20 protein-coding genes are annotated in these 20,406 nt (G+C 70.1%); 17 read left to right on the plus strand and 3 right to left on the minus strand.

The window, feature by feature from the left end; genetic code table 11:
• Positions 1-117: 117 nt before the first annotated feature.
• From D9T14_RS11820 to D9T14_RS11845, 6 genes are all read left to right on the plus strand, one after another.
• Positions 118-1,008 (plus strand): ParA family protein, encoded by an 891-nt coding sequence (locus D9T14_RS11820; protein WP_119162731.1) that lies wholly within the window; start codon positions 118-120, stop codon positions 1,006-1,008.
• Positions 993-1,301: a hypothetical protein gene (locus D9T14_RS11825; protein ID WP_119162732.1), complete on the plus strand. Its 309-nt coding sequence runs from the start codon at positions 993-995 to the stop codon at positions 1,299-1,301. Before D9T14_RS11820 ends, D9T14_RS11825 begins: the two co-directional genes overlap by 16 nt.
• Before the next feature lie 3 nt (positions 1,302-1,304).
• Positions 1,305-2,267, plus strand: coding sequence for a segregation and condensation protein A (locus D9T14_RS11830; RefSeq protein WP_119162733.1), 963 nt, complete (start codon positions 1,305-1,307; stop codon positions 2,265-2,267).
• Positions 2,264-3,037, plus strand: coding sequence for an SMC-Scp complex subunit ScpB (gene scpB, locus D9T14_RS11835; RefSeq protein ID WP_232012486.1), 774 nt, complete (start codon positions 2,264-2,266; stop codon positions 3,035-3,037). The genes D9T14_RS11830 and scpB overlap by 4 nt, the downstream gene beginning before the upstream one ends.
• Positions 3,015-3,764: a pseudouridine synthase gene (locus tag D9T14_RS11840; RefSeq protein WP_119162734.1), complete on the plus strand. Its 750-nt coding sequence runs from the start codon at positions 3,015-3,017 to the stop codon at positions 3,762-3,764. The genes scpB and D9T14_RS11840 overlap by 23 nt, the downstream gene beginning before the upstream one ends.
• A 64-nt stretch (positions 3,765-3,828) precedes the next feature.
• A complete protein-coding gene (locus D9T14_RS11845) occupies positions 3,829-4,881 on the plus strand; it encodes an FKBP-type peptidyl-prolyl cis-trans isomerase (RefSeq protein WP_119162735.1) in 1,053 nt (350 codons plus the stop codon).
• Between the two features lie 4 nt (positions 4,882-4,885).
• On the opposite strand, the gene gluQRS is transcribed toward D9T14_RS11845, so the two are convergent.
• On the minus strand, positions 4,886-5,812 hold the full coding sequence (gene gluQRS, locus D9T14_RS11850) for a tRNA glutamyl-Q(34) synthetase GluQRS (RefSeq protein WP_232012487.1): 927 nt from the start codon (positions 5,810-5,812) through the stop codon (positions 4,886-4,888).
• 90 nt (positions 5,813-5,902) lie between these two features.
• On the opposite strand from gluQRS, the gene D9T14_RS11855 reads away from it, so the two are divergent.
• The 4 genes from D9T14_RS11855 to tatC all read left to right on the plus strand — a co-directional run bounded on the left by D9T14_RS11855 (position 5,903) and on the right by tatC (position 9,133).
• Complete coding sequence (locus tag D9T14_RS11855) at positions 5,903-6,862, plus strand: helix-turn-helix transcriptional regulator (RefSeq protein ID WP_119162736.1); 960 nt, start codon at positions 5,903-5,905, stop codon at positions 6,860-6,862.
• Positions 6,859-7,854 carry a helix-turn-helix transcriptional regulator gene (locus D9T14_RS11860; protein ID WP_126464206.1) on the plus strand — a complete coding sequence of 332 codons (996 nt, stop codon included), beginning with the start codon at positions 6,859-6,861 and terminating at the stop codon, positions 7,852-7,854. The genes D9T14_RS11855 and D9T14_RS11860 overlap by 4 nt, the downstream gene beginning before the upstream one ends.
• A 127-nt stretch (positions 7,855-7,981) precedes the next feature.
• Positions 7,982-8,248: a twin-arginine translocase TatA/TatE family subunit gene (tatA, locus tag D9T14_RS11865; RefSeq protein WP_119162738.1), complete on the plus strand. Its 267-nt coding sequence runs from the start codon at positions 7,982-7,984 to the stop codon at positions 8,246-8,248.
• Between the two features lie 15 nt (positions 8,249-8,263).
• Complete coding sequence (gene tatC / locus D9T14_RS11870; protein ID WP_119162739.1) at positions 8,264-9,133, plus strand: twin-arginine translocase subunit TatC; 870 nt, start codon at positions 8,264-8,266, stop codon at positions 9,131-9,133.
• Between the two features lie 63 nt (positions 9,134-9,196).
• Here tatC and D9T14_RS11875 read toward each other — a convergent pair whose 3' ends face one another.
• Entirely contained in the window at positions 9,197-10,063 is an 867-nt protein-coding gene (locus D9T14_RS11875) for a Cof-type HAD-IIB family hydrolase (protein WP_119162740.1), read from the minus strand.
• Positions 10,064-10,221: 158 nt separating this feature from the next.
• On the opposite strand from D9T14_RS11875, the gene D9T14_RS11880 reads away from it, so the two are divergent.
• The 7 genes from D9T14_RS11880 (at position 10,222) to D9T14_RS11910 (ending at position 19,174) form a co-directional block, all read left to right on the plus strand.
• The gene (locus D9T14_RS11880) at positions 10,222-12,963 is read left to right on the plus strand and encodes a DEAD/DEAH box helicase (protein WP_119162741.1); all 2,742 of its coding nucleotides are present in this window, start codon (positions 10,222-10,224) and stop codon (positions 12,961-12,963) included.
• Between the two features lie 53 nt (positions 12,964-13,016).
• Positions 13,017-13,346: a putative quinol monooxygenase gene (locus tag D9T14_RS11885; RefSeq protein WP_119162742.1), complete on the plus strand. Its 330-nt coding sequence runs from the start codon at positions 13,017-13,019 to the stop codon at positions 13,344-13,346.
• Positions 13,347-13,406: 60 nt separating this feature from the next.
• Positions 13,407-14,171 (plus strand): imidazole glycerol phosphate synthase subunit HisF, encoded by a 765-nt coding sequence (gene hisF, locus D9T14_RS11890; protein WP_119162743.1) that lies wholly within the window; start codon positions 13,407-13,409, stop codon positions 14,169-14,171.
• Positions 14,172-14,490: 319 nt separating this feature from the next.
• On the plus strand, positions 14,491-16,251 hold the full coding sequence (locus D9T14_RS11895; protein WP_119162744.1) for an acetolactate synthase large subunit: 1,761 nt from the start codon (positions 14,491-14,493) through the stop codon (positions 16,249-16,251).
• Complete coding sequence (gene ilvN, locus D9T14_RS11900) at positions 16,248-16,775, plus strand: acetolactate synthase small subunit (RefSeq protein ID WP_119162745.1); 528 nt, start codon at positions 16,248-16,250, stop codon at positions 16,773-16,775. Before D9T14_RS11895 ends, ilvN begins: the two co-directional genes overlap by 4 nt.
• Before the next feature lie 50 nt (positions 16,776-16,825).
• Positions 16,826-17,854: a ketol-acid reductoisomerase gene (gene ilvC, locus D9T14_RS11905; protein WP_119162746.1), complete on the plus strand. Its 1,029-nt coding sequence runs from the start codon at positions 16,826-16,828 to the stop codon at positions 17,852-17,854.
• 282 nt (positions 17,855-18,136) lie between these two features.
• Entirely contained in the window at positions 18,137-19,174 is a 1,038-nt protein-coding gene (locus D9T14_RS11910) for a TFIIB-type zinc finger domain-containing protein (protein ID WP_119162747.1), read from the plus strand.
• 103 nt (positions 19,175-19,277) lie between these two features.
• Here the strand turns inward: D9T14_RS11910 and D9T14_RS11915 are convergent, their stop codons facing one another.
• Complete coding sequence (locus D9T14_RS11915; protein WP_119162748.1) at positions 19,278-20,225, minus strand: sugar-binding transcriptional regulator; 948 nt, start codon at positions 20,223-20,225, stop codon at positions 19,278-19,280.
• Between the last annotated feature and the right edge of the window lie 181 nt (positions 20,226-20,406).

The following is a 20,406-nucleotide window of genomic DNA, read 5'->3' on the forward strand; positions in this document are numbered from 1 at the left end:
CGGCGGCACCCGGCAGTGGCTGCCGCGCGGCACAGGTTCACCCGCTGCTTGAGGGTTGTGCGCGCCCTCACCCGGCGCCGCTACTCTGGGCCCAAGAGCGTCACGAGGAGCCTACTGATGACATCGGAGAATCTGCCCGGACTGGATGAAGCCGCCGACCAGACCGAGGAGTTCGACGCGATGGGCCGGCCGATGCCGGAACTCGTCGTGCCCGAGCAGCCCGATGGCCCCGGCCGGGCGATGGTCATCGCCCTCTGCAACCAGAAGGGCGGCGTCGGCAAGACGACCACGACGATCAATCTCGGTGCGGCGCTGGCCGAGCTGGACCGCACGGTGCTGCTCGTCGACTTCGATCCCCAGGGCTCGGCCTCCCTCGGCCTCGGCGTGCACCCGCACACCCTCGACAAGAGCATCTACAACCTGCTGCTGAGCGACCGGGACACCTTCGACGACGTCGTCCTGCACACCAACGTCCCCGGCCTGGACCTCATGCCCGCCAACATCGACCTGTCGGCCGCCGAGGTTCAGCTCGTCGGCGAGGTCGCCCGCGAGCAGACCCTCAAACGCCTCCTCGACCCGGTGCGCGACCGCTACGACTTCATCCTCATCGACTGCGCCCCCTCCCTGGGGCTGCTCACCATCAACGCGCTGACCGCCTCCGACCGCGTCATCATCCCGCTCGAGTGCGAGTACTTCGCCCTGCGCGGCGTCGCGCTGCTGTCCGACACGATCAACAAGGTCATCGACCGGCTCAACCCGGAGCTGCGGGTGCTCGGCGTCCTGGCCACCATGTTCGACGGCCGTACCGTGCACACCCGCGAGGTGCTCGACCGGGTCATGGAGGTCTTCGGCGACGACGTCTTCCACACCGTCATCCGCCGCACGATCCGCTTCCCCGAGACCACCGTCGCCGGCGAACCCATCACCACCTACGCCTCGAGTTCACCGGGCGCCGCCGCCTACCGCACGCTCGCCAAGGAGGTGCTGGTCCGGTGCCACGAAGGGTGAGCCTGCCCGGGGCGGAGGAGTTCTTCCGCCCCACCCAGGGGGCGGCCTCTTCCCCTCCTGCGCCCGAGGAGACCTCGGGCACGAGCGGGCGGGTGCGTCACGACGAGAAGATCACGATCTACCTGTCAGGGGCCGAACTCCTCGAACTGGAGCAGGCCCGGCTGAGCCTGCGCGCCGAGTACGGTGCCGCGGCGGACAGGGGCCGTGTCGTCCGTGAGGCCATCGCCATCGCACTGGCCGACCTCGCCGCCAACGGCGAGGCCTCCCAGTTGGTCAAGCGGCTGAAGGGCTGAGGGATGACCCGGGCCCCCGATGACGTGCCGAACCAGAGGGCCGATCCCGGCGGCGAGCACGACTTCCACGTGAGCCTCGACAACTTCGACGGCCCCTTCGACCTGCTCCTGCAGCTGATCAACAAGCACCAGCTCGACATCACCGAGGTCGCCCTGTCCCGGGTGACCGACGAGTTCATCGCCCAGGTCAGGGCGGCAGGCCAGCGCTGGGACCTGGAACGCACGAGCAGTTTCCTCGTCGTCGCCGCAACCCTGCTCGACCTGAAGGCCGCCCGCCTGCTGCCCAGCGGGGAGGTGGACGACCCCGAGGACCTCGCCCTGCTCGAGGCCCGCGACCTGCTGTTCGCCCGGCTGCTGCAGTACCGCGCCTTCAAACAGGTCTCGGTCCGGTTCGCCGCCCTCATGGACGCCGAGGCGCGCCGGTTCGCCAGGCCCGGCGGGCTGGAGGACGACTTCCGCGGGCTGCTGCCCGATGTGACGATCCCAGGCGGCGTGGAGCGTCTGGCCCGCCTGGCCGTCCGGGCCTTCTCCCCGCCCGAGGTCGTGACGATGCCGCTGGAGCAGCTGCACGTCGTGACCGTCAACGTCGGCGAGCAGGCCCAGGTTCTCGTCGACAGGCTGCGCCGCCTCGGCCAGGCGAGCTTCCGGTCGCTGACCGCCGGCGTCGACCGGATGACAGTCGTCGCGCGTTTCCTGGCCCTGCTCGAGCTCTTCCGGCAGGCCGCGGTGGCCTTCGAGCAACTGACGCCCCTGGGTGAGCTGACCGTGCGGTGGACCGGTCAGGCCGACGGGGAACTGACCATCAGCGACGAGTTCGACGAGCCTGCCGGTGAGGAACCGACCGAGCCCGGAGAACAGGCCGGGCCGGCTGCCGATCAGGAGCCGGCCGAGTCGCCGGCAGGCCGGGGACGAGACGCCGGGGCCGGCGACGAAGACCCCGTAGAACAGTCAGGAGCACGCCCATGAGTGACGAGGAACCGTCGATGCCCGCAGCGGCGCAACAGCGGGGCGCCGTCCCGGCTGAACCCGGGGCGGTTGCCGGACCCGGCCACGTGCCCCGTGCCGAGGAGATCCGTGGGCTGCTCGAGGCACTGCTCCTCATGAGCGAGGAACCAGCCGACGAGGCGGCACTCGCCGAGGCCGTCGGAGCCCCGGCCGAGGTCGTCCGGGAGGCGCTCGACGGGCTCGCCCGCTTCTACGACGAGAGCGGCCGGGGCTTCCAGCTGCGGCGCGTCGGCGGGGGATGGCGTTACCACACCCGCCCCGAGCACCACGACACGATCGCGGCCTGGGTGCGTGCCGGCGGCCAGAACCGGCTCACCCAGGCATCCATGGAGACGCTCGCCGTCATCGCCTATCTGCAGCCGGTGCCCCGCTCGCGGGTCTCGGCCGTGCGGGGCGTCAACGTCGACGGCGTCGTCCGTACGCTGCTCGCCCGCGGCCTCGTCGACGAGCAGGGGGCCGACGCCACTACCGGCGCCGGTCTGCTCGTGACCACCGACTACTTCCTCGCCCGGCTAGGCTTGGACAGCCTGGAGCAGCTGCCCGACATCGCCCCGCTGCTGCCGGAGGCCTCCGTGCTCGAGGCGGAGCTCGCACACCTCGCACGACCCGGCGAGCAGGGCGGGCACGAGGGCCGGGCCGACGGAACCACGGGGAGTGAGCCGGGCGATGCCGAGGAACGCACAGAAGACGACGAGGAGCGGACGGACGATGAGCCAGACCAACAGCCGTGAGACGGGTGAGGGAATCCGGCTGCAGAAGGTGCTCTCGCAGGCCGGCGTCGCGTCGCGCCGGGCCAGCGAGATCATGATCGACGAGGGTCGCGTCGAGGTCAACGGGCGCATCGTGACCGAGCAGGGCATGCGCGTCGACCCCGAACGTGACACGATCCGCGTCGACGGCGCCCGCATCCCTGCCCCCCGCCGCCACATGTACCTGCTGCTCAACAAGCCACGCGGCGTCGTCTCGACCATGGACGAGTCTCAGGACCGCCGGACGCTCGCCCAGTACGTGCCCCGCCACCAGCGGCTCTACCACGTGGGGCGGCTCGACACCGACACCGAGGGCCTCATCATCCTGACCAACGACGGCGAGTTCGCCCATCGACTCGCCCACCCCAGCTACGAGGTGCGCAAGACCTATCTCGTCGAGGCCGAGGGGGTCATGGACAACAAGACCCTGCACCGCCTCGAGAAGGGCCTGCGCCTGGAGGACGGGCCGATCAGGCCCGACCGGGTGAAGCTCGTCTCGCGCGGCCCCTCCCGCACCCTCGTCCAGATCACCCTGCACTCGGGCCGGAACCGTATCGTGCGGCGCATGATGGACTCGGTCGGCCACCCGGTGCGCCGGCTGGCCCGCATCGGGATCGGCCCGGTCCGCCTCGGCGACCTGGCCAGCGGAGACACCCGTGAGCTGACACGCGAGGAACTGGGGACGCTGCTCGACATCATCGGCATGTGAGGGGCCGGCCCCAGCTGGCGTGCTGGTCGGCGACTCTCACACCAGCGGCTAGTAGCATGACCGCGTGCTAGTTCATCCCAGCGGATCTGACCCACGCCGCGCACGGGCCCTCCGACGGCTCGCCGCGGCCCTGCTCATCCCGCTCGTCCTCATGGGGGCGTCCGGGTGCGGCAACGACGAGGAGACCTCGGACGCCTCGTCGTCCCCGGCCGCGAGCGCCGAGCCCAGCGAGTCGACCAGCCAGGCCCCGGCGACGATCATCGACAGCCTCGACAAGATCAAGGTCGAGGGCGAGGCCGGGCAGGCCCCGACCGTCAGCGCCGAGTGGCCGCTGGGCGTGGACGAGACCATGAGCACGGTCCTCACGCAGGGTGACGGCGCCGAGGTCCCCGAGGGCGGGACGGTCGAGGTCAAGTACCACGGCGTCAACGGGCGGACCGGCGTCGTCTTCGACGAGAACTACGGCTCCGGCAAGACCACCACCTTCTCGCTCGACCAGGTCATCGCCGGCTTCTCGAAGGGCCTGGCCGGCAAGCACGTGGGCGACCGGGTGCTCATCGGCGTCCCCGGCTCTGACGGCTACGACTCCGCCGGCGGTGCGGCGAGCGCCGGCATCGAGGTGGGCGACACGCTCTTCTTCGTCGTCGACATCGTCTCGACCGTCCTGTCCGAACCGGCCGGCGCCACGGTCACCGTCGACGACGCGAACCTGCCCACCGTCACCTGGGACGACGGCATCAACAAGCCGTCCGTGTCGATCCGCTCCGGCGTCGACGCCCCGAACGAGCTCAAGGTGCAGACCCTCATCAAGGGCGACGGCCCCGAGATCGCCGACACCAGCGCGACGCTCACCGTCAACTACCTGGAGGTGGCCTACTCCGACGGGCACGTCATCGAGTCGACCTACAACGATGGCGACCCGGCCCCGGAGAGCGGCGCCCTGAACTCGCTCATCGACGGCTGGCAGCAGGGCCTCGTCGGGCAGACGGTCGGCAGCCGCGTCCTCCTCGTCGTCCCCGGCTCACTGGCCTACCCGGACGGCAACGAGAGCCCGGCGATCGACCCGAACGCGACCCTCGTCTTCGTCGTCGACATCCTGTTCCAGCAGACCGCCTGAGCCGTCAGGGCGCGACGGGAACAGGAGCGACCCACGGCTGCGCCAGCGCCGGGTCGGTGAGCGCACCGGCGTCGTCGGCCAGCATCCCCAGCAGGGCGCGGGGACAGTCGGCGCGTGGCAGGGCGCAGGAGTCGCACAGCAGCCAGAAGACCTGCCGGGCGCTCGTGCCGGAGGCCACCAGCTCGGTGAGCGTCACGGCGCCGTCGCGCTTGGCCAGGCGTTCACCGCGGGCGTTCACGACGAGACCGACGTGGGCGTACTGCGGGGCCCTGCCGCCGAGCCGTTCGGTGAGCCACGCCTGGCGAGGGGCCGAGGCGAGCAGGTCGGCTCCCCGCGTCACCTGGGTGATGCCCTGCGCCATGTCGTCCACGACGACCGCCAAGTTGTAGGCGGGCGCCCCGTCGTTGCGCCACAGGACGAAGTCGTCCACCTGACCCGTGACGGTACCGGCGAAACGATCCGCCACCCGCTGGACGGCTCCACCGGCCCGCACGCGGAGGGCCGCCGGGCGCCTGGCCCGCCTGATCCTGCGCTCTGCCTCGTTCAGGTTCGCGCACGTGCCGGGATAGGGGCGCTGGCCGGCGTGCGGTGCGCTGGACGCCTCGGCGATCTCGCGGCGGGTGCAGAAGCACTCGTAGCCGTCCAGGCCGGCCGTGGCGTCCCGGTACAGGTCCAGCCGCTCGCTCTGGCGCACGACCGGACCGTCCCAGTCCAGGCCGATGGCCTCCAGGTCACGCAACTGCTGGTCGGCGACTCCCGGTGCGGCGGCCACCCGGGCGCGGTCGAGGTCCTCGATGCGCACGATGAAGTTCAGCCCGTCGGCGCGGGCGAAGAGCCAGGCCAGCAGTGCCGTGCGCAGATTGCCCAGGTGCAGGTCGCAGGTCGGGGAGGGGGCGAAACGTCCCGCACCACGGTGACTGGAATCGTTCACCAGACCATGGTGGCACGGCGGGTGGCACGCACCCGGTGCGCGGCGCAGGCGTCCGGCCGTGGGGCGATGGGCGCTGGTACCGTTCACGGTGTGGCGCAACGAACATCCGAACGGCTCGTCAACCTGACGATCGCCCTGCTCAGCGCACGCCACTGGGTGAGCAAGGAGCAACTGCGCGAGCTCGTCACCGACTACCGGGAGATGAGCCCGGCCAACTTCGACCGCATGTTCGAACGCGACAAGAGGGCGCTGCGGTCCCTGGGGGTGCCGATCGCCACCGGCAGCGACGACGGCTACTTCAAGGACGAACCGGGCTACCGCATCATCCGCCACGACTTCGAGCTGCCGCCGGTCACCTTCGACCCGGACGAGCTGTCGGCCCTGGCACTGGCCTCCCGCGTCTGGCGCGAGGCGAGCGTCGCCTCCGACACGATCAGCGCCATCGCGAAACTGCGCGCGGCCGGCGCCCAGGTGGACTCCCGCCGGTTCGAGGCCCTCGCGCCGCGCATCAGCGCCAGCGAACCGGCCTTCGACGTGTGCTGGCAGGCCACCCTCGACCGCACCCGCATCAACTTCGGTTACCGCGGCGCCGACGAGCTGCGCACCGTCCAGCCGTGGAGGCTCACCTGGCGGCGCGGCAGCTGGTACCTGCTCGGGTTCGACGAGGGCAGGCAGGCCCCGCGCATGTTCAAGCTGGGGCGCATCAGCTCCGGTCCGGACACCGTCGGCGGCCCCGGTGCCTTCACCGTCCCCGACGGCACCGACGTGGACGCTCTCTCCCGCTCCCTCGAACCCGCAGGGCCCGATACGAGCGCCCTCGTCGCCGTGCGGGGCGGGTGCCAGCCCTGGCTGACCCGGCGCGGTACGCCCGTGGACAGCGACGTCGACCTGCCCGAGGATTTCCAGTGCTGGCGGATCGACCACGCGGCCGGCGATGACCTCGCCGCTCAGATCGCCGCTGCCGGACCCGACGCCGTCGTCCTCGAGCCGGCCGAGCTGCGTGCCGAGGTCGTACGGCTGCTCCGGATCAGCGCGGGGAGGCAGGCATGAGTACGAGCGCCGAACAGGTCCAGCGGATGCTCGCCGAGGTCCCCTATCTGATGAGCAATCCCGGCGCCACCGTCGACGAGGTCGCCAGGACCTTCGGCATCACCCCCGCCCAGCTCGGCAGGGACCTCCAGGCCCTGTGGATGTGCGGGTTGCCCGGCCAGGGCGGGGGAGACCTCATCGAGATCGACATGGACACCGTCAAGGACGCCGGCGTCATCCGCCTCAGCAACGCCGACTACCTCTCGCGCCCGATGCGCTTCACCCCGGACGAGGCGGCGAGCCTGGTCGTCGCCCTGAGGGCCGTCGCCGAGCTTGCCACCGGCGCGCTGGCCGACGCCGCCGGCCGGGCCGGCCGGACGCTCGAGACCCTGGTCGCCGAGACCCCGGGCGACCGGGTCGACCTGCGCCTGTCGACGGGCGACGAGACCGTGAGGGAGCGGCTCGGCCAGGCCATCGAGACGGGCCAACGGGTGCGGCTGGTCTACGACAACGCCAGCCGCGGCCGCACGACACGTCCGCTCGTCGACCCGGCCGTCATCGAGGTGCGCGAGGGCGCCGCCTATCTGCACGCGTGGTCCCTGGCCGAGGACGACCCGGTCGACGGCCACGGCGAGGCCCGGGAGGGCTGGCGCACCTACCGGCTCGACCGCGTCAACGAGATCGAGCCGACCGGGGAGGCCGCCGCCGACCATGGTGACCCGCCCGTGCAGCGACCCTGGTTCGACGATGCCCAGCAGACCGTCACCCTCGATCTTGCGGCACACGCCCGCTGGATCATCGAGTACCACCCGACCTCGCACGTCGAGGAACTGGCCGACGGGGCGGTGCGCGCCGTCTTCCCCGTCGGCGACCCCGGCTGGGTCGACGGCATGCTGCTGCGCCTGGGTGACCAGGTGCTGGCCGTCGAACCGGCCACTGCCGTGCGCGGCGCCAGGGACAGGGCGTCCGCAGCACTGGAGTTGAACGCGATGCTCTTTGGTGATCCCGCGTAATCTGTCCTGCAGGTACTGCGCGCAGCGATCGACAGGGCTCGGCCCAGTGCCGATGGACACAGACGCCGCCGGGCTCGGCGGCAGAACACGCGCCGCCCCGCCGGCGCCCTACTCAAGGAGACGTGACATGAATCTCGGCTGGCAGGAACTCCTCATCGTCCTGGTCCTCGCCGTCCTGCTCTTCGGCGGCACCAAGCTGGCTGGGCTCGGCCGTGCCTCTGGCAAGGCCATCCGCGAGTTCAAGGAGGAGACCGAGGGCCTCAGCGCCAAGAAGAAGGCCGACGAGGCCGCCGCCGTGACACAGGCCCCCGCCCAGCCGCAGCAGCCGGCCCAGCCGCAGCCGCAGCAGCCGGTGGAGGGCGAGGTCGTCGACCCGACCACCGACAACGCCTGATCCGCGCCCGGCGACATGGCCACCACGACCGACCAGGAGCAGCCGGGCGGTGCTGCGCGGCCCAGACGCAGACGCCGTCACATCCTGCCCGCGTCCTGGCGTCCTCCCGAGATCTCCGAGGACGGCTCGATGGAGCTCGTCGATCATCTGCGGGAGCTGCGTTACCGCATCCTCGTGTCGATCGTGGCCCTCATCGTCGCCGCCCTGTGCTGCTTCATCTTCTTCGACCAGCTGATCGCCGTCTTCTTCCACCCGATCAACACCGCGATCGCCACCTACCAGGCGAACAATCCCGACGCCCAGGTGGCCATCACCACCTCGAACATCACCGGCGGCTTCACGTTGTGGATGAAGATCCCCGTCGTCGCCGGTTTCATCTTGTCGTGTCCCGTCTGGCTCTACCAGCTGTGGCGCTTCATCGCTCCCGGCCTGCTCGCCAACGAGCGCAGGGCGGCGCTGAACTTCCTCGGGCCGTCCATCCCGCTGTTCCTGGCCGGTATCGTGCTCGGGTACTGGGTCTGCCCCAAGGGCTTCGCCGTCCTGCTGGAGTTCAACCCGTCAGGGGTGACGAACCTCAACGACGCCAACGAGTTCCTCACCTTCGAGATCACCCTGCTGCTCGTCTTCGGCCTGAGCTTCCTGCTGCCGGTCGTCCTCGTCATGCTCGACAAGTTCGGCATCATCACCGGGGCGGCCCTGGGCAAGTACCGCTCCATCGCCGTCTTCGGCTGCTTCCTGTTCGCGGCGGTGGCGACGCCCTCGACCGACCCGATCTCCATGGCGGTCCTGGCCCTGCCCATGTCGGGTCTGTACGTCGTCGCCGAGGTCATCTGCAAGCGCAACGACAAGCGGCGGGCACGCCAGCTCGAGGCCGGCACCGGCTGACCACGGAGCCTTGCCTCGCAGCCGACCGGCCCACGTGCCCGGCCGGTGCGCAGCAGGCTCCGCTCAGGGGCGGGCGAGGCCGAACCAGGTGCTCGTGAACCTGGCGAAACCGTCCTCGTCGTTCGGCGGTGCGATGTAGTCCGCCGCCTCGCGGGTCTGCGCGCAGCCATTGGTCATCGCCACCCCCACCCCGGCCTGCTCGACCATTCTCGTGTCGTTCTCGGCGTCGCCGAAGGCCATGACGGACTCGACGTCCAGGTCGAGGGCCTGCGCCATGGCGTCCAGGCCGAGGATCTTGTCGACGCCGGGCGCCATGAACTCGATGAGGTTGGGCCCGGTCCGCAGCCAGCTCACGCGCGGGTCGTCCCACTGGACCGCGCGTTCGTACAGCAGATCCATCTGGGGCGGGTCGCAGAAGATGTGGAGCTTGGCCTGCGGGGAGTCCAGGAGACGGTCGAAGTCCGGATCCTCGTGCACCCTCACGCGCGCCCACGCCGTCATCTCATCCATCAGCTCGGTCGCCTCCGGGGTGAGGAAGACGCCGTCCTCGATGATCGAGAACGCCACGGGCAGGCCGGAGAAGAAGTCCATGACCTCACGGAACAGACCCGCCTCGAGCAGATGCCCCCGGCTCACCTCGCCGGTGCGGCGGTCCTGGAACTCCGAGCCGTTCAGGCCAGAGACGAAGTCGACCAGCTCGGTGATGCCCCACTGCTCCATGAGCCGCTCGATCGAGACGGCATCGCGTCCCGAGGCGATGCCGAACGGGATACCGGCCTCGTGCAGGGACTCCAGCGTGCGGTGGGTGTGCGCACTGACCCAGGACGTCGGATCGAGCAGGGTGCCGTCCAGATCGGACATGACGGCGCGGATCGAACGGCGCTCGGACGCCGGGGGAAGGCCACGGGGAGGGAAGTCGTCTGCGCTCATCACCTGATCCTCTCACGGCGCCCGAGCCGACCGGCCCACGCGCATCGGGCCGTCACGTCCTGCTGGGCGGCCACTGACCATTCTAGGCTGGGTACGTGAGTGACGAGCAATCACGCGAGACCCAGTCCCCTGCTCCCAGTGCACGACTGGCAGCGTTCATGGCCGGCTACGGTTTCACCTTCGACCCCTTCCAGCGGGAGGCCTGCGCCAGCATCGACGCCGGGCACAGCGTGCTCGTCGCAGCCCCCACCGGCTCCGGCAAGACCGTCGTCGGCGAGTACGCCTGTCACGTGGCGCTGGCCGAGGGGCGGCGCTGCTTCTACACCACGCCGATCAAGGCCCTGAGCAACCAGAAGTACCACGACCTCGTGGCCCGTCACGGCTCCGCCAACGTCGGCCTGCTCACCGGGGACGTCAGCGTCAACGGCGAGGCCCCCATCGTCGTCATGACCACCGAGGTGCTGCGCAACATGCTCTACGCGGCCTCGCGCTCCCTCGACGCCCTCTCCTATGTCGTCCTCGACGAGGTGCACTACCTGTCCGATCACTTCCGCGGCGCCGTCTGGGAGGAGGTCATCCTCGGCCTCGCCGCGTCGGTGCAGATCGTCTCCCTGTCGGCCACGGTCAGCAACGCCGAGGAGTTCGGCGAGTGGCTCGACACCGTCCGCGGACACGTCGACGTCGTCGTGTCGGAGCAGCGGCCGGTGCCGCTGCAGCAGCACGTCATGGCCGGACACGAGATCATCGAGCTCTTCGACGGGCCGGGCGGCCGGGTCAACCCCCGCCTGGTGCAGCTGGCCCGGAGCGAGGCCCGCCGGATGCGCGACGACTCACGCCGCCCCCGCGGGCGCAGCGGACGCGGCAAGAAGACCATCAGCTACGGCTCCGGCAGATTCGGCGGCGCCACCAGCCACGCGTACGCGGCCAAGCGCTCCGGCCGGAGCTCCCTGACGCCGAGCCGGGCCGCGGTCGTCATCGGGCTCGAACGGGCCCATCTGCTGCCGGCCATCTTCTTCGTCTTCAGTCGTTCGGGCTGCGACGGGGCGGTCCGTCAGCTGCTCAACTCCAACATCCGTCTCACCAGCAACGACGAGGCGGCCGAGCTCGAACGCATCGCCCACCGGCACGGCGTCGGACTGGACGACGAGGACCGTCGGGCCCTGCGCTGGGGGGCCTTCGTCGAGGCGCTGCGCCGGGGCATCGCGGCCCACCACGCGGGCCTGCTGCCGGCCTTCAAGGCGATCGTCGAGGAGGCCTTCACCCGGGGCCTGCTCAAGGTCGTCTTCGCCACCGAGACCCTCGCGCTGGGCATCAACATGCCGGCCAGGACCGTCGTCCTGGAACGCCTGGTGAAGTACAACGGCCAGACCCACGCCGACATCACGCCGGGGGAGTACACCCAGCTGACCGGCCGGGCCGGCCGCCGCGGCATCGACGACGAGGGCCACGCCGTCGTGCTGTGGCAGCCCGGCATGGATCCGCGCGCCGTCGCCGGGCTGGCCAGCAGACGCACCTATCCGCTGCGGTCCAGCTTCGCGCCGAACTACAACATGGCGGTCAACCTCGTGCGCACCGTCGGACGGGTACGGGCCCGGGCCCTCCTGGAGCAGAGCTTCGCCCAGTTCCAGACCGACCGTCGGGTCGTGGCGCGTTCTCGCCGGGCCGGCGCCGTCGCGGCCGAGATCGAGCAGGCCTGGGCACGGGCCGCCTGCCGGCGGGGAGACTTCGTCCAGTACGCCCGCGGCCGGGAACGCATCGGCGTGCTGGAGAAGGAGATCTCGCGGAACCGCCGGGCCGAGGGGCGCGCGGAGATCACCGATTCGCTCGAGGCCCTCGGGCCCGGCGACGTCTGCTGGCTGACCGCCGGCAGGCACGACGGCTGGGTGCTCGTCGTCGAACCCGCTCGACCCGGCTCGCCCGAACCGAACCCGCTCATCATGACGCCCGATCACCAGCTCCTGAGGCTCGCCGCCCGTGACGTCAGCGCGCCCGTGTCCGCCGTCAGCAGGGTGCGGGTGCCCAAGCGCTTCGACCGGCACTCCGCGGCCGACCGGCGCGCCCTGGCCCGCTCCTTCGACACCCGGGTCGCCGGCCTCGGCGCGGGGCCGCGCGGGGTGGCCAGACCCAGGCCCGATGCCGAGCTGACGGCCGAGGTCGAGGGGCTGCGCGCCCAGCTGGCGGCGCACCCCTGCCATGACTGCCCCGACCGCGAACGGCACGCCCGGGCGGCCGAACGGGCCCTGCGCCTGGAGCGCTCGATCGCCGAGGGCGACCGCCCGGCGGGGGAGTCCCGTCACTCCATCGCCGCCCAGTTCGACCGCATCTGCGCCGTCCTCGACGCCCTCGGCTACCTCGACCCCGAGCACCCCGACGAGATCACCCGGGCCGGTGCCATGCTCGCCCGCATCTACAGCGAGCTCGACCTGGTGATCGCCGAGGCCATCCGCGCCGGTGTCCTGGCCGGCCTGTCCGCGCCGGCGCTGGCCGCCGTGCTGAGCACCCTCGTCTACGAGTCGCGGGTCGGCGGCCCGGGGCTGTCCCGCATGCCCGCCGAGGCCAGCGAGCAGGCCCAGCAGGCCCTGCGCAGCGTCTGGCGTCAGGTCAGGCTCGTCGAGCGCGACCATCGTGTCGAACGTTCCCGCAACCTCGACATGGGTTTCGCCGCGCCCCTCCACCTGTGGGCTCTCGGTGCGAGCCTCGCGCAGGTGCTCGACGAGTCCGAGCTGACGGCGGGTGACTTCGTCCGCTGGGCCCGGCAGGTCATCGACCTGGCCACCCAGGTCTCGAACGCGCCCGGGGTCGAGGTCCTGGGCCCGGCCGGTCTCGTCGTCGCCTGCCGGGGCGTGGTCGGCGCGCTGCGACGCGACATCGTCGATGTCGACCAGGCCGGCCTGGACTGACCGGCCGCCCCTGGTTGCTGACAGGGGCCGTGCCGGTCGGGAAGAATGGACCCATGATCGCCATCACCGTCAAGTGGGACGTCAAACCCGAGTACGTCGACGACTTCATGGACCTGACCCGGGAGTTCACCCAGGCCTGCCGCGCCGAGCCGGGCTGCCTGTGGTTCGAGTGGTCCAGGTCGGTCGAGAATCCCGACCAGTACATCCTCATCGAGGCCTACCGGGACGCCGCGGCCGGCACGGCGCACGTGGAGTCCGATCACTTCAGCAAGGCCATGGCAACCCTCGGCCAGTACGCCAGCCGCCGCCCGCAGGTGGTCTCGGTCTCGACCGAGCAGCAGGGCTGGGCCCCGCTCGGCGAGATCACCATGCCTGGCGAGTGAGCCCGGCCAGCGGCGGCCGTGCCGCGCCGTCGTCACCGCGGCGCCCGGTAGGCTTGGCGCATGAGCGTGGCCATTCGCGTGATCCCCTGCCTGGACGTCACCGACGGGCGGGTGGTCAAGGGCGTGAACTTCACCCGCCTGCGGGACGCCGGTGACCCCGTCGAACTGGCTCACACCTACGGGGCGGCCGGCGCCGACGAACTCACCTTCCTCGACATCTCGGCCAGCTCCCAGGGCCGCGCCACGACACGCGAGATGGTCACCCGATGCGCCTCGACGGTCTTCATCCCGCTCACCGTCGGCGGGGGAGTGCGCACCGTCGAGGACGTCGACGTCCTGCTGCGCTGCGGCGCCGACAAGGTGAGCATCAACACCGGCGCCATCGCGAACCCCCAGGTCATCGACGAGATCACCGGACGCTTCGGCAACCAGGTGCTCGTCCTCAGCCTCGACGCCCGCCGCGAACCCGGCATGCCGTCCGGTTACGGCGTCACCACCCACGGGGGCAGCCGCTCGGCCGGTCTGGACGCCATCGAATGGGTCGTGGAGGCCGTCTCCCGCGGCTGCGGCGAGGTCCTCCTCAACTCCATGGACGCCGACGGAACCCAGGACGGCTTCGACACCGAGATGACGGCCGCCGTCCGCGAGGCCGTCGACGTGCCGCTCATCGCCTCCGGGGGCGCCGGCAGGGCGGAGGACTTCGTCGAGGCCGTGCGTGCCGGCGCCGACGCCGTACTGGCCGCCTCCGTCTTCCACTACGGCGTGCTCACCGTCGAGCAGGTCAAGCAGGAACTCGACCGCGCGGGCTTCCCGGTGCGCCTGTGAAACCGGGGTCATGACCGTGACATCGCAGGCCTGGGACGCGCCCAGGCGGCCACTGCGTGGACACCCCGTGTCATCAGGTGAACGGGTCGTGCAATAATGACCGCGTGCTCGCAAGTCGAATCCTCGTACTCGCCTAGCGCTTCGCTCGTTCCGACGAAGCGCTCCCTCGTGTGCCAGCAGGCAGCGGGGGTTTTTTGTTGGTCAGGACAATCGCCTCGCTCGTGCCAGCACCACGAGCGGCGGGCACGGACCTGGCGTCGCTGAGGGGCGGCGCTGCCACGAGTGAGCCGCAGGCTCACGAGCCGAGAAGGAGAACGCCATGGCAGGCGAACCGACGTCGCGCGAGACCGGCGCGACTGAGCTCACCGGCGCCCAAGCGCTGCTGAAGTCCCTCGAGAAACTCGGGATCGACACCGTATTCGGTCTTCCCGGCGGCGCGATCCTCCCGCTGTACGATCCCCTGTTCGACTCAGACATCCGCCATGTCCTGGTCCGCCACGAGCAGGCCGCCGGCCACGCGGCCGAGGGCTACGCCGTCGCAACCGGCCGGGTCGGCGTCTGCATCGCCACCTCGGGTCCGGGCGCCACCAACCTCGTGACCCCCATTGGCGACGCCTACATGGACTCGGTGCCGCTCATCGCCATCACCGGCCAGGTGAAGTCGACAGCCATCGGCACCGACGCCTTCCAGGAGGCCGACATCAGGGGCATCACGACCCCGATCACCAAGCACAACTTCCTCATCACCCACGCCGAGGACATTCCCGCAGCGCTGGCCGAGGCCTACCACATCGCCCGGACGGGCCGTCCGGGGCCGGTCCTCGTCGACGTCGCGGGTGACGCCCTGCGACAGGTCGTGCCCTTCGTGTGGCCCGAGAAGATCGCGCTGCCCGGCTACAAGCCCACCGTGACGCCCCACGCCAAGCAGATGTCGTCCGCCGCGCGTGTGCTGGCCGCGGCCGAACGCCCCGTGCTCATCGCCGGCGGCGGCGTCATCCGCGCCAGGGCGGCGAAGGAGCTCAAGGCCTTCGTCGAGCTCATGGGGATCCCGGTGGCCACCACGCTGACCGCCAAGGGTGTCTTCCCCAGCACCGATCCGCTCTACCTGGGCATGCCCGGCATGCACGGCACGGTGGCGGCCGTCGGCGCGATCCAGCGCGCCGACGTGGTGCTCGCCGTCGGCATGCGCTTCGACGACCGGGTCACCGGCGAGCTGTCGACCTTCGCCCCGCACGCCACCGTGATCCACGCCGACATCGACCCGGCCGAGATCAGCAAGAACATCAACGCCGACGTGCCGATCGTCGGCGACGCCCGCAAGGTGCTCGCCGGTCTCGCCGACCGGCTGGAGAGCAAGAAGCGCCAGGACCTGAGTTCCTGGCACGAGTACCTTCAGGGCCTCAAGGACCGCTACCAGGTGGCCAAGGAGCGCTCGGCCGACGGCACGCTCAGCCCGCAGTGGGTGATCGAGCGCATCGGCGAGAAGTTCGGTCCCGAGGCGATCTACGCCACCGGCGTCGGCCAGCACCAGATGTGGGCCGCGCACCTGCTGCCGGTCGACCAGCCCAACCACTTCCTGACCAGCGGTGGCGCCGGAACGATGGGCTACTGCGTGCCGGCGGCGATGGGCGCCAAGGTCGGTGCGCCGGACAAGGTGGTCATCGGTGTCGACGGCGACGGTTGCTTCCAGATGACGAACCAGGAGATCGTCACCTGCGCGCTCAACCACATCCCGGTGAAGATCGCGGTGATCAACAACAGCGCGCTCGGCATGGTGCGGCAGTGGCAGTCACTGTTCTACAACGAGCGCTACTCGCACACCGATCTGCACTCGGACCAGCTGCCGGACATCCCGAAGCTGGCCGAGGCCATGGGTGCGGTCGGGCTGCGGGCGAGGACCGAGGACGAGGTCGACGAGGTCCTAGCCAAGGCTGCCGCCATCAACGACGCACCGGTCGTCATGGAGTTCGTCTGTGAGAAGGACGCCATGGTCTGGCCGATGGTCGCCGCGGGCACCAGCAATGATGACATCAAGATCGCGCGCGACATGGCGCCGAACTGGGGGGAGGACGAGCTGTGAGAACTCATACGCTCAGTGTTCTGGTGAGCAACAAGCCGGGCGTGCTCGCGCGCGTCGTGGGCCTGATCTCCAGGCGCGGTTTCAACATCGATTCCCTGTCCGTGGGCACCACCGAGCACCCGGAGGTCTCGCGGATGACCATCGTCATGGCCGTCGAGGACGAGCGCGTCATCGAGCAGGTCGTCAAGCAGCTGAACAAGCTCATCGAGGTCTACAAGATCGTCGAGCTCGAGGCCAATGCGGTCAACCACGAGATGCTGCTCGTCAAGGTGAGTTGCACCGACTCGACTCGTTCGGCCGTGATCGACATCACCAATCTGTTCCGCGGACACATCGTCGATGTGAGCCCGGACTCTGTGACCATTGAGGTCACCGGGGGGCAGCAGAAGATCGCCTCCTTCAGCGCGATGGTCTCCTCCTACGGCATCATCGAGATGGTGCAGTCCGGCCAGGTCGCCCTGGGTCGTGGGAGCAGGAGCATCAACGAGAAGAAACGTCCGGCTCTGGCCAAGCACAAGGGCTGAGCGCGGGAACCACACACAACACGCGGGAACCACACACAACAGGAGTAGCAATGGCAGAAATGTTCCATGAGGACGACGCCGACCTCTCGGTGATCCAGTCCAAGACGGTGGCCGTCATCGGTTACGGCTCGCAGGGTCACGCTCATGCGCTCAACCTGCGCGACTCGGGCGTCAACGTCATCGTCGGCCTGCGCGCCGGATCCGGCTCCGTCGCCAAGGCGGAGGAGGCCGGGCTGACCGTCAAGTCGGTCGAGGACGCCGTCAAGGAGGGCGACGTCATCGTCATCCTGGCCCCCGACCAGGTCCAGTCCACGATCTACACCGAGCAGATCGAGCCCAACCTGAAGGCCGGCGCTGCCCTGCTGTTCGCTCACGGTTTCAACATCAATTTCGGCTACATCAAGCCGGCCGCCGACCACGACGTCGTCATGGTCGCCCCCAAGGGCCCCGGCCACACCGTGCGCCGCGAGTACGAGGCCGGCCGTGGCGTCCCCGTCCTCGTCTGCGTCGAGCAGGACGCCTCCGGACAGGCCTGGCCGCTGGTCCTGTCGTACGCCAAGGCCATCGGCGGTACCCGTGCCGGCGCCATCAAGACGACCTTCCGCGAGGAGACCGAGACCGACCTGTTCGGTGAGCAGAGCGTCCTGTGCGGCGGCCTGTCCAAGCTGATCCAGACCGGTTTCGAGGTGCTCGTCGAGGCCGGCTACCAGCCCGAGATGGCCTACTTCGAGGTCTGCCACGAGATGAAGCTGATCGTCGACCTCATCAACGAGGGCGGCATCTCCAAGCAGCGCTGGTCCTGCTCCGACACCGCCGAGTACGGAGACTACGTCTCCGGGCCGCGGGTCATCGGCCCGGAGGTCAAGGAGCGCATGAAGGAGGTCCTGGCCGACATCCAGGACGGCACCTTCGCCAAGCGCTTCATGGACGACCAGGCCGCCGGCGCCCCGGAGTTCAACAGGCTCCGCGCCGAGGGCGAGGCCCACCCGATCGAGACCGTCGGCAAGCAGATCCGCTCGCTCTTCAGCTGGAGCGAGGACATCGACAAGGACTACGTCGAGGGTTCCGCCGCGCGTTGATCGCGTGAGGGTGGCCCGGCCGCCCGTTCGCCACGAGCAGGGGCTCCGCACCGCGATGGTGCGGGGCCCCTGCTGCGTCCTGGTCACCGGCCGGGCCCGCAGTCACTGGCCGGCGCCGGCACGGGCCAGGCGGGGCCTTGTCCGCGAGCGGTGCGCTCACCGGAGAACCGGTGACCGCATCGCGCCCGGCCGCGGCGTGGAGCTGCTCGACGCGGCACCGAGCGCCATCTGGGGCCGGTGCGACAATGACCACCACGATGAATCATGGCCAGAGGAATCGGCATGAACACCTATGAGATCGCGTTCGACCCCGAACCCGACACCCAGACGACGCTCCTCCGGGAGTTCCTCCTCCCGTGTCGACAGCGCGGGGGACGGCACGCCCACCTCGACCTCCCGGCGACGATCCTCCGGGAGGCCGAGACGGTCGCGCAGGCCGTCGAGGGGGCCGAACGCGACTTCCCCCAGCTCGTCATCGTCTCGGCGCGGCAGATCGTGCCGTTCCCCAACCCGAGCTGGGACGAACTCAGGATGGTGCTCGACGAGGCGTTCGGCGACGAACCGGCGCTCACCACCAACGTCCGGGACGTCGTGCACGTCATCGGTGCCTTGGAGGCGTACTACGCCCCCGGCATGATGACGTACCAGATCGTGGAAGACGAGGACAGCGTCGTCAGCAGGTACAGCCCGTGGGTCGCGCTCGAGATCGAGGACCCGCTCCGCGGCTTGTACCGGGGCGACACATTGTTCCGGGTCGGCGATCTGCTCCCCGATCCCCACGTCCAGGCCAGCGACAGCGAAGGCTCTCTCGACCCGAAGGACGTGTGCCGCGACCTGGACACATTCGTCGCCCAGCAGGTCGTCCGCACGTTGCGGGCATTGGTGGGTGCCGACGCACGCCAGCTCCACGCCGAGCGGCACGCCTGGAACGGCTTCATCGATTGGCAGGCACGACGGGGGAACCCCGAGTGCCACCAGTGCGGTCTGCCCACCGTCCGCCGCGACGAGGCCTGGTACTGCGACTCCTGCGGCGTCCAGCCGACACTCGACGCGATCATCCAGACGCTTCGCGACGACTACGACTGCACCGTCACCTACACGGCCCGCTCACACCATGCCCCCGCGCGCCTGCACGTGACACCGCCCGGGAACGGCGCGCCGGACGAGATGCTGACGAACCTTCAGCGCGTCATCGGTCGCCGGATGGTCCTCCCCGCCACCGCCGACACCGCAGCACCCATCACCGCCGGGCCGATCACGATCGGTGACGAGACGTTCGTCATCACGGTCGGCGACGACGCCCGCCCCTCCACCACGTGAGGACTGTTCCGGATCGCGGACGACCCGGCCCGGGCGCTTCCCCGCTCTCCGCATCGCAGGCTCACGGTCGGCGAATGCGTGGTAGCACGGCGCCGATCGGGCCTCAGCCGCCGGCCAGCGCCAGCACGGCCTGAGCGGTGGGCACGTCCGTCACGAGGGCCGACATGAGTCCGCCGCGCAGGCAGCCCAGGATGGCCGGGGCCTTGGTCCGGCCCCACGCCACCGCGATGACGTTCGAGATGCCCTTCAGCCGTTCGAAGGGGACCGCGAGCAGGCGCTGGCAGAAGTGCGAGTCCACGTGGTGCCCCTGCGCGTCGATGTGGTGGCCGCAGATGTGCCCCACCGAACCGGCCCTGAGCAGTTCGTCGTGCTCGGCGGCGGTGATGTAGCTGTCGAAGATCACGCCGTCGTGGCTGCGCGTGGTGGCGCCGATGCCGGTGAGCATGACGTCGGCGTGCCCGGCCATGGCCAGTGTCATCGACACCGATTCCTCGCGGCGCAGTGCGACGGCGACCCTGGGGGAGCGGACGACCAGTGGCGCCGGCAGCAGCCGGTAGGAGGCCTTCAGGTGCTGGGCCAGCTGCCGGCAGATCTCGGGGGAGTCCACCGAGTTGTTGTCCTGCGCGATCGTGCCGATGGCCTGGACTATCGTCGCGTCCGGCCGGTGCAGCGGGGCCATCGCGTGCACGACGTGGGGCACCGAGTTGCCATTGGTGATGGCCAGCACGCAGTCGGGGCTGATGGCCTCGCCGAGCAGGCCGGCCGCCAGCTGGGAGACGTCCGAGACGTCCTGCCCGGCGTCCTCGACCGAGACGCGCACCTGGCTGAGACCGAAGCCGTCGGTGAGCGCCTGTTCGAGCTCGAAGGCGCGTTCGAGCGGGTGCCCGACGGTGAACCGGATGATGCCGAGCTCGCGGGCCTGTCGCAGCATGCGGGAGACCATCGAGCGGGAGTAGCCGATCTCGGCGGCGATGTCGGCCTGGCTGCGGTCGTCGATCCAGTAGGCGCGCGCCACCTGCAGCAGGAGAGAGAGCTGATCACGGTCAACCATGGATGCCTCACGAGTGTGCGATGGTGAGGAAGGATACTCTCAGCGCCAGTCTAGGAGGGTTATTCAAAACTCTTGGTTTGAGGGGTGATCTTGGAGGCTATTTCACCAGTATGGGCGTGTCATGATAAAAGGTGAGGGCCTGCCACAGAGATAATTGGGTTACCAAACACTCGACAATCTC

The organism is Propionibacterium australiense (assembly GCF_003666605.1).
In the GTDB taxonomy this organism is placed as follows: domain Bacteria; phylum Actinomycetota; class Actinomycetes; order Propionibacteriales; family Propionibacteriaceae; genus Propionibacterium; species Propionibacterium australiense.

What these genes read in the sequence shown, in the direction of transcription:
- scpB (WP_232012486.1), top strand. Translation starts at nt 2,264, where the DNA reads ATGAGTGACGAGGAACCGTCGATGCCCGCAGCGGCGCAACAGCGGGGC.
- D9T14_RS11910 (WP_119162747.1), top strand. Translation starts at nt 18,137, where the DNA reads ATGAACACCTATGAGATCGCGTTCGACCCCGAACCCGACACCCAGACG.
- D9T14_RS11895 (WP_119162744.1), top strand. Translation starts at nt 14,491, where the DNA reads ATGGCAGGCGAACCGACGTCGCGCGAGACCGGCGCGACTGAGCTCACC.
- ilvC (WP_119162746.1), top strand. Translation starts at nt 16,826, where the DNA reads ATGGCAGAAATGTTCCATGAGGACGACGCCGACCTCTCGGTGATCCAG.
- tatA (WP_119162738.1), top strand. Translation starts at nt 7,982, where the DNA reads ATGAATCTCGGCTGGCAGGAACTCCTCATCGTCCTGGTCCTCGCCGTC.
- D9T14_RS11885 (WP_119162742.1), top strand. Translation starts at nt 13,017, where the DNA reads ATGATCGCCATCACCGTCAAGTGGGACGTCAAACCCGAGTACGTCGAC.
- D9T14_RS11915 (WP_119162748.1), bottom strand. Translation starts at nt 20,225, where the DNA reads ATGGTTGACCGTGATCAGCTCTCTCTCCTGCTGCAGGTGGCGCGCGCC.
- D9T14_RS11830 (WP_119162733.1), top strand. Translation starts at nt 1,305, where the DNA reads ATGACCCGGGCCCCCGATGACGTGCCGAACCAGAGGGCCGATCCCGGC.
- D9T14_RS11875 (WP_119162740.1), bottom strand. Translation starts at nt 10,063, where the DNA reads ATGAGCGCAGACGACTTCCCTCCCCGTGGCCTTCCCCCGGCGTCCGAG.
- D9T14_RS11880 (WP_119162741.1), top strand. Translation starts at nt 10,222, where the DNA reads ATGGCCGGCTACGGTTTCACCTTCGACCCCTTCCAGCGGGAGGCCTGC.
- D9T14_RS11820 (WP_119162731.1), top strand. Translation starts at nt 118, where the DNA reads ATGACATCGGAGAATCTGCCCGGACTGGATGAAGCCGCCGACCAGACC.
- hisF (WP_119162743.1), top strand. Translation starts at nt 13,407, where the DNA reads ATGAGCGTGGCCATTCGCGTGATCCCCTGCCTGGACGTCACCGACGGG.
- D9T14_RS11860 (WP_126464206.1), top strand. Translation starts at nt 6,859, where the DNA reads ATGAGTACGAGCGCCGAACAGGTCCAGCGGATGCTCGCCGAGGTCCCC.
- tatC (WP_119162739.1), top strand. Translation starts at nt 8,264, where the DNA reads ATGGCCACCACGACCGACCAGGAGCAGCCGGGCGGTGCTGCGCGGCCC.
- D9T14_RS11840 (WP_119162734.1), top strand. Translation starts at nt 3,015, where the DNA reads ATGAGCCAGACCAACAGCCGTGAGACGGGTGAGGGAATCCGGCTGCAG.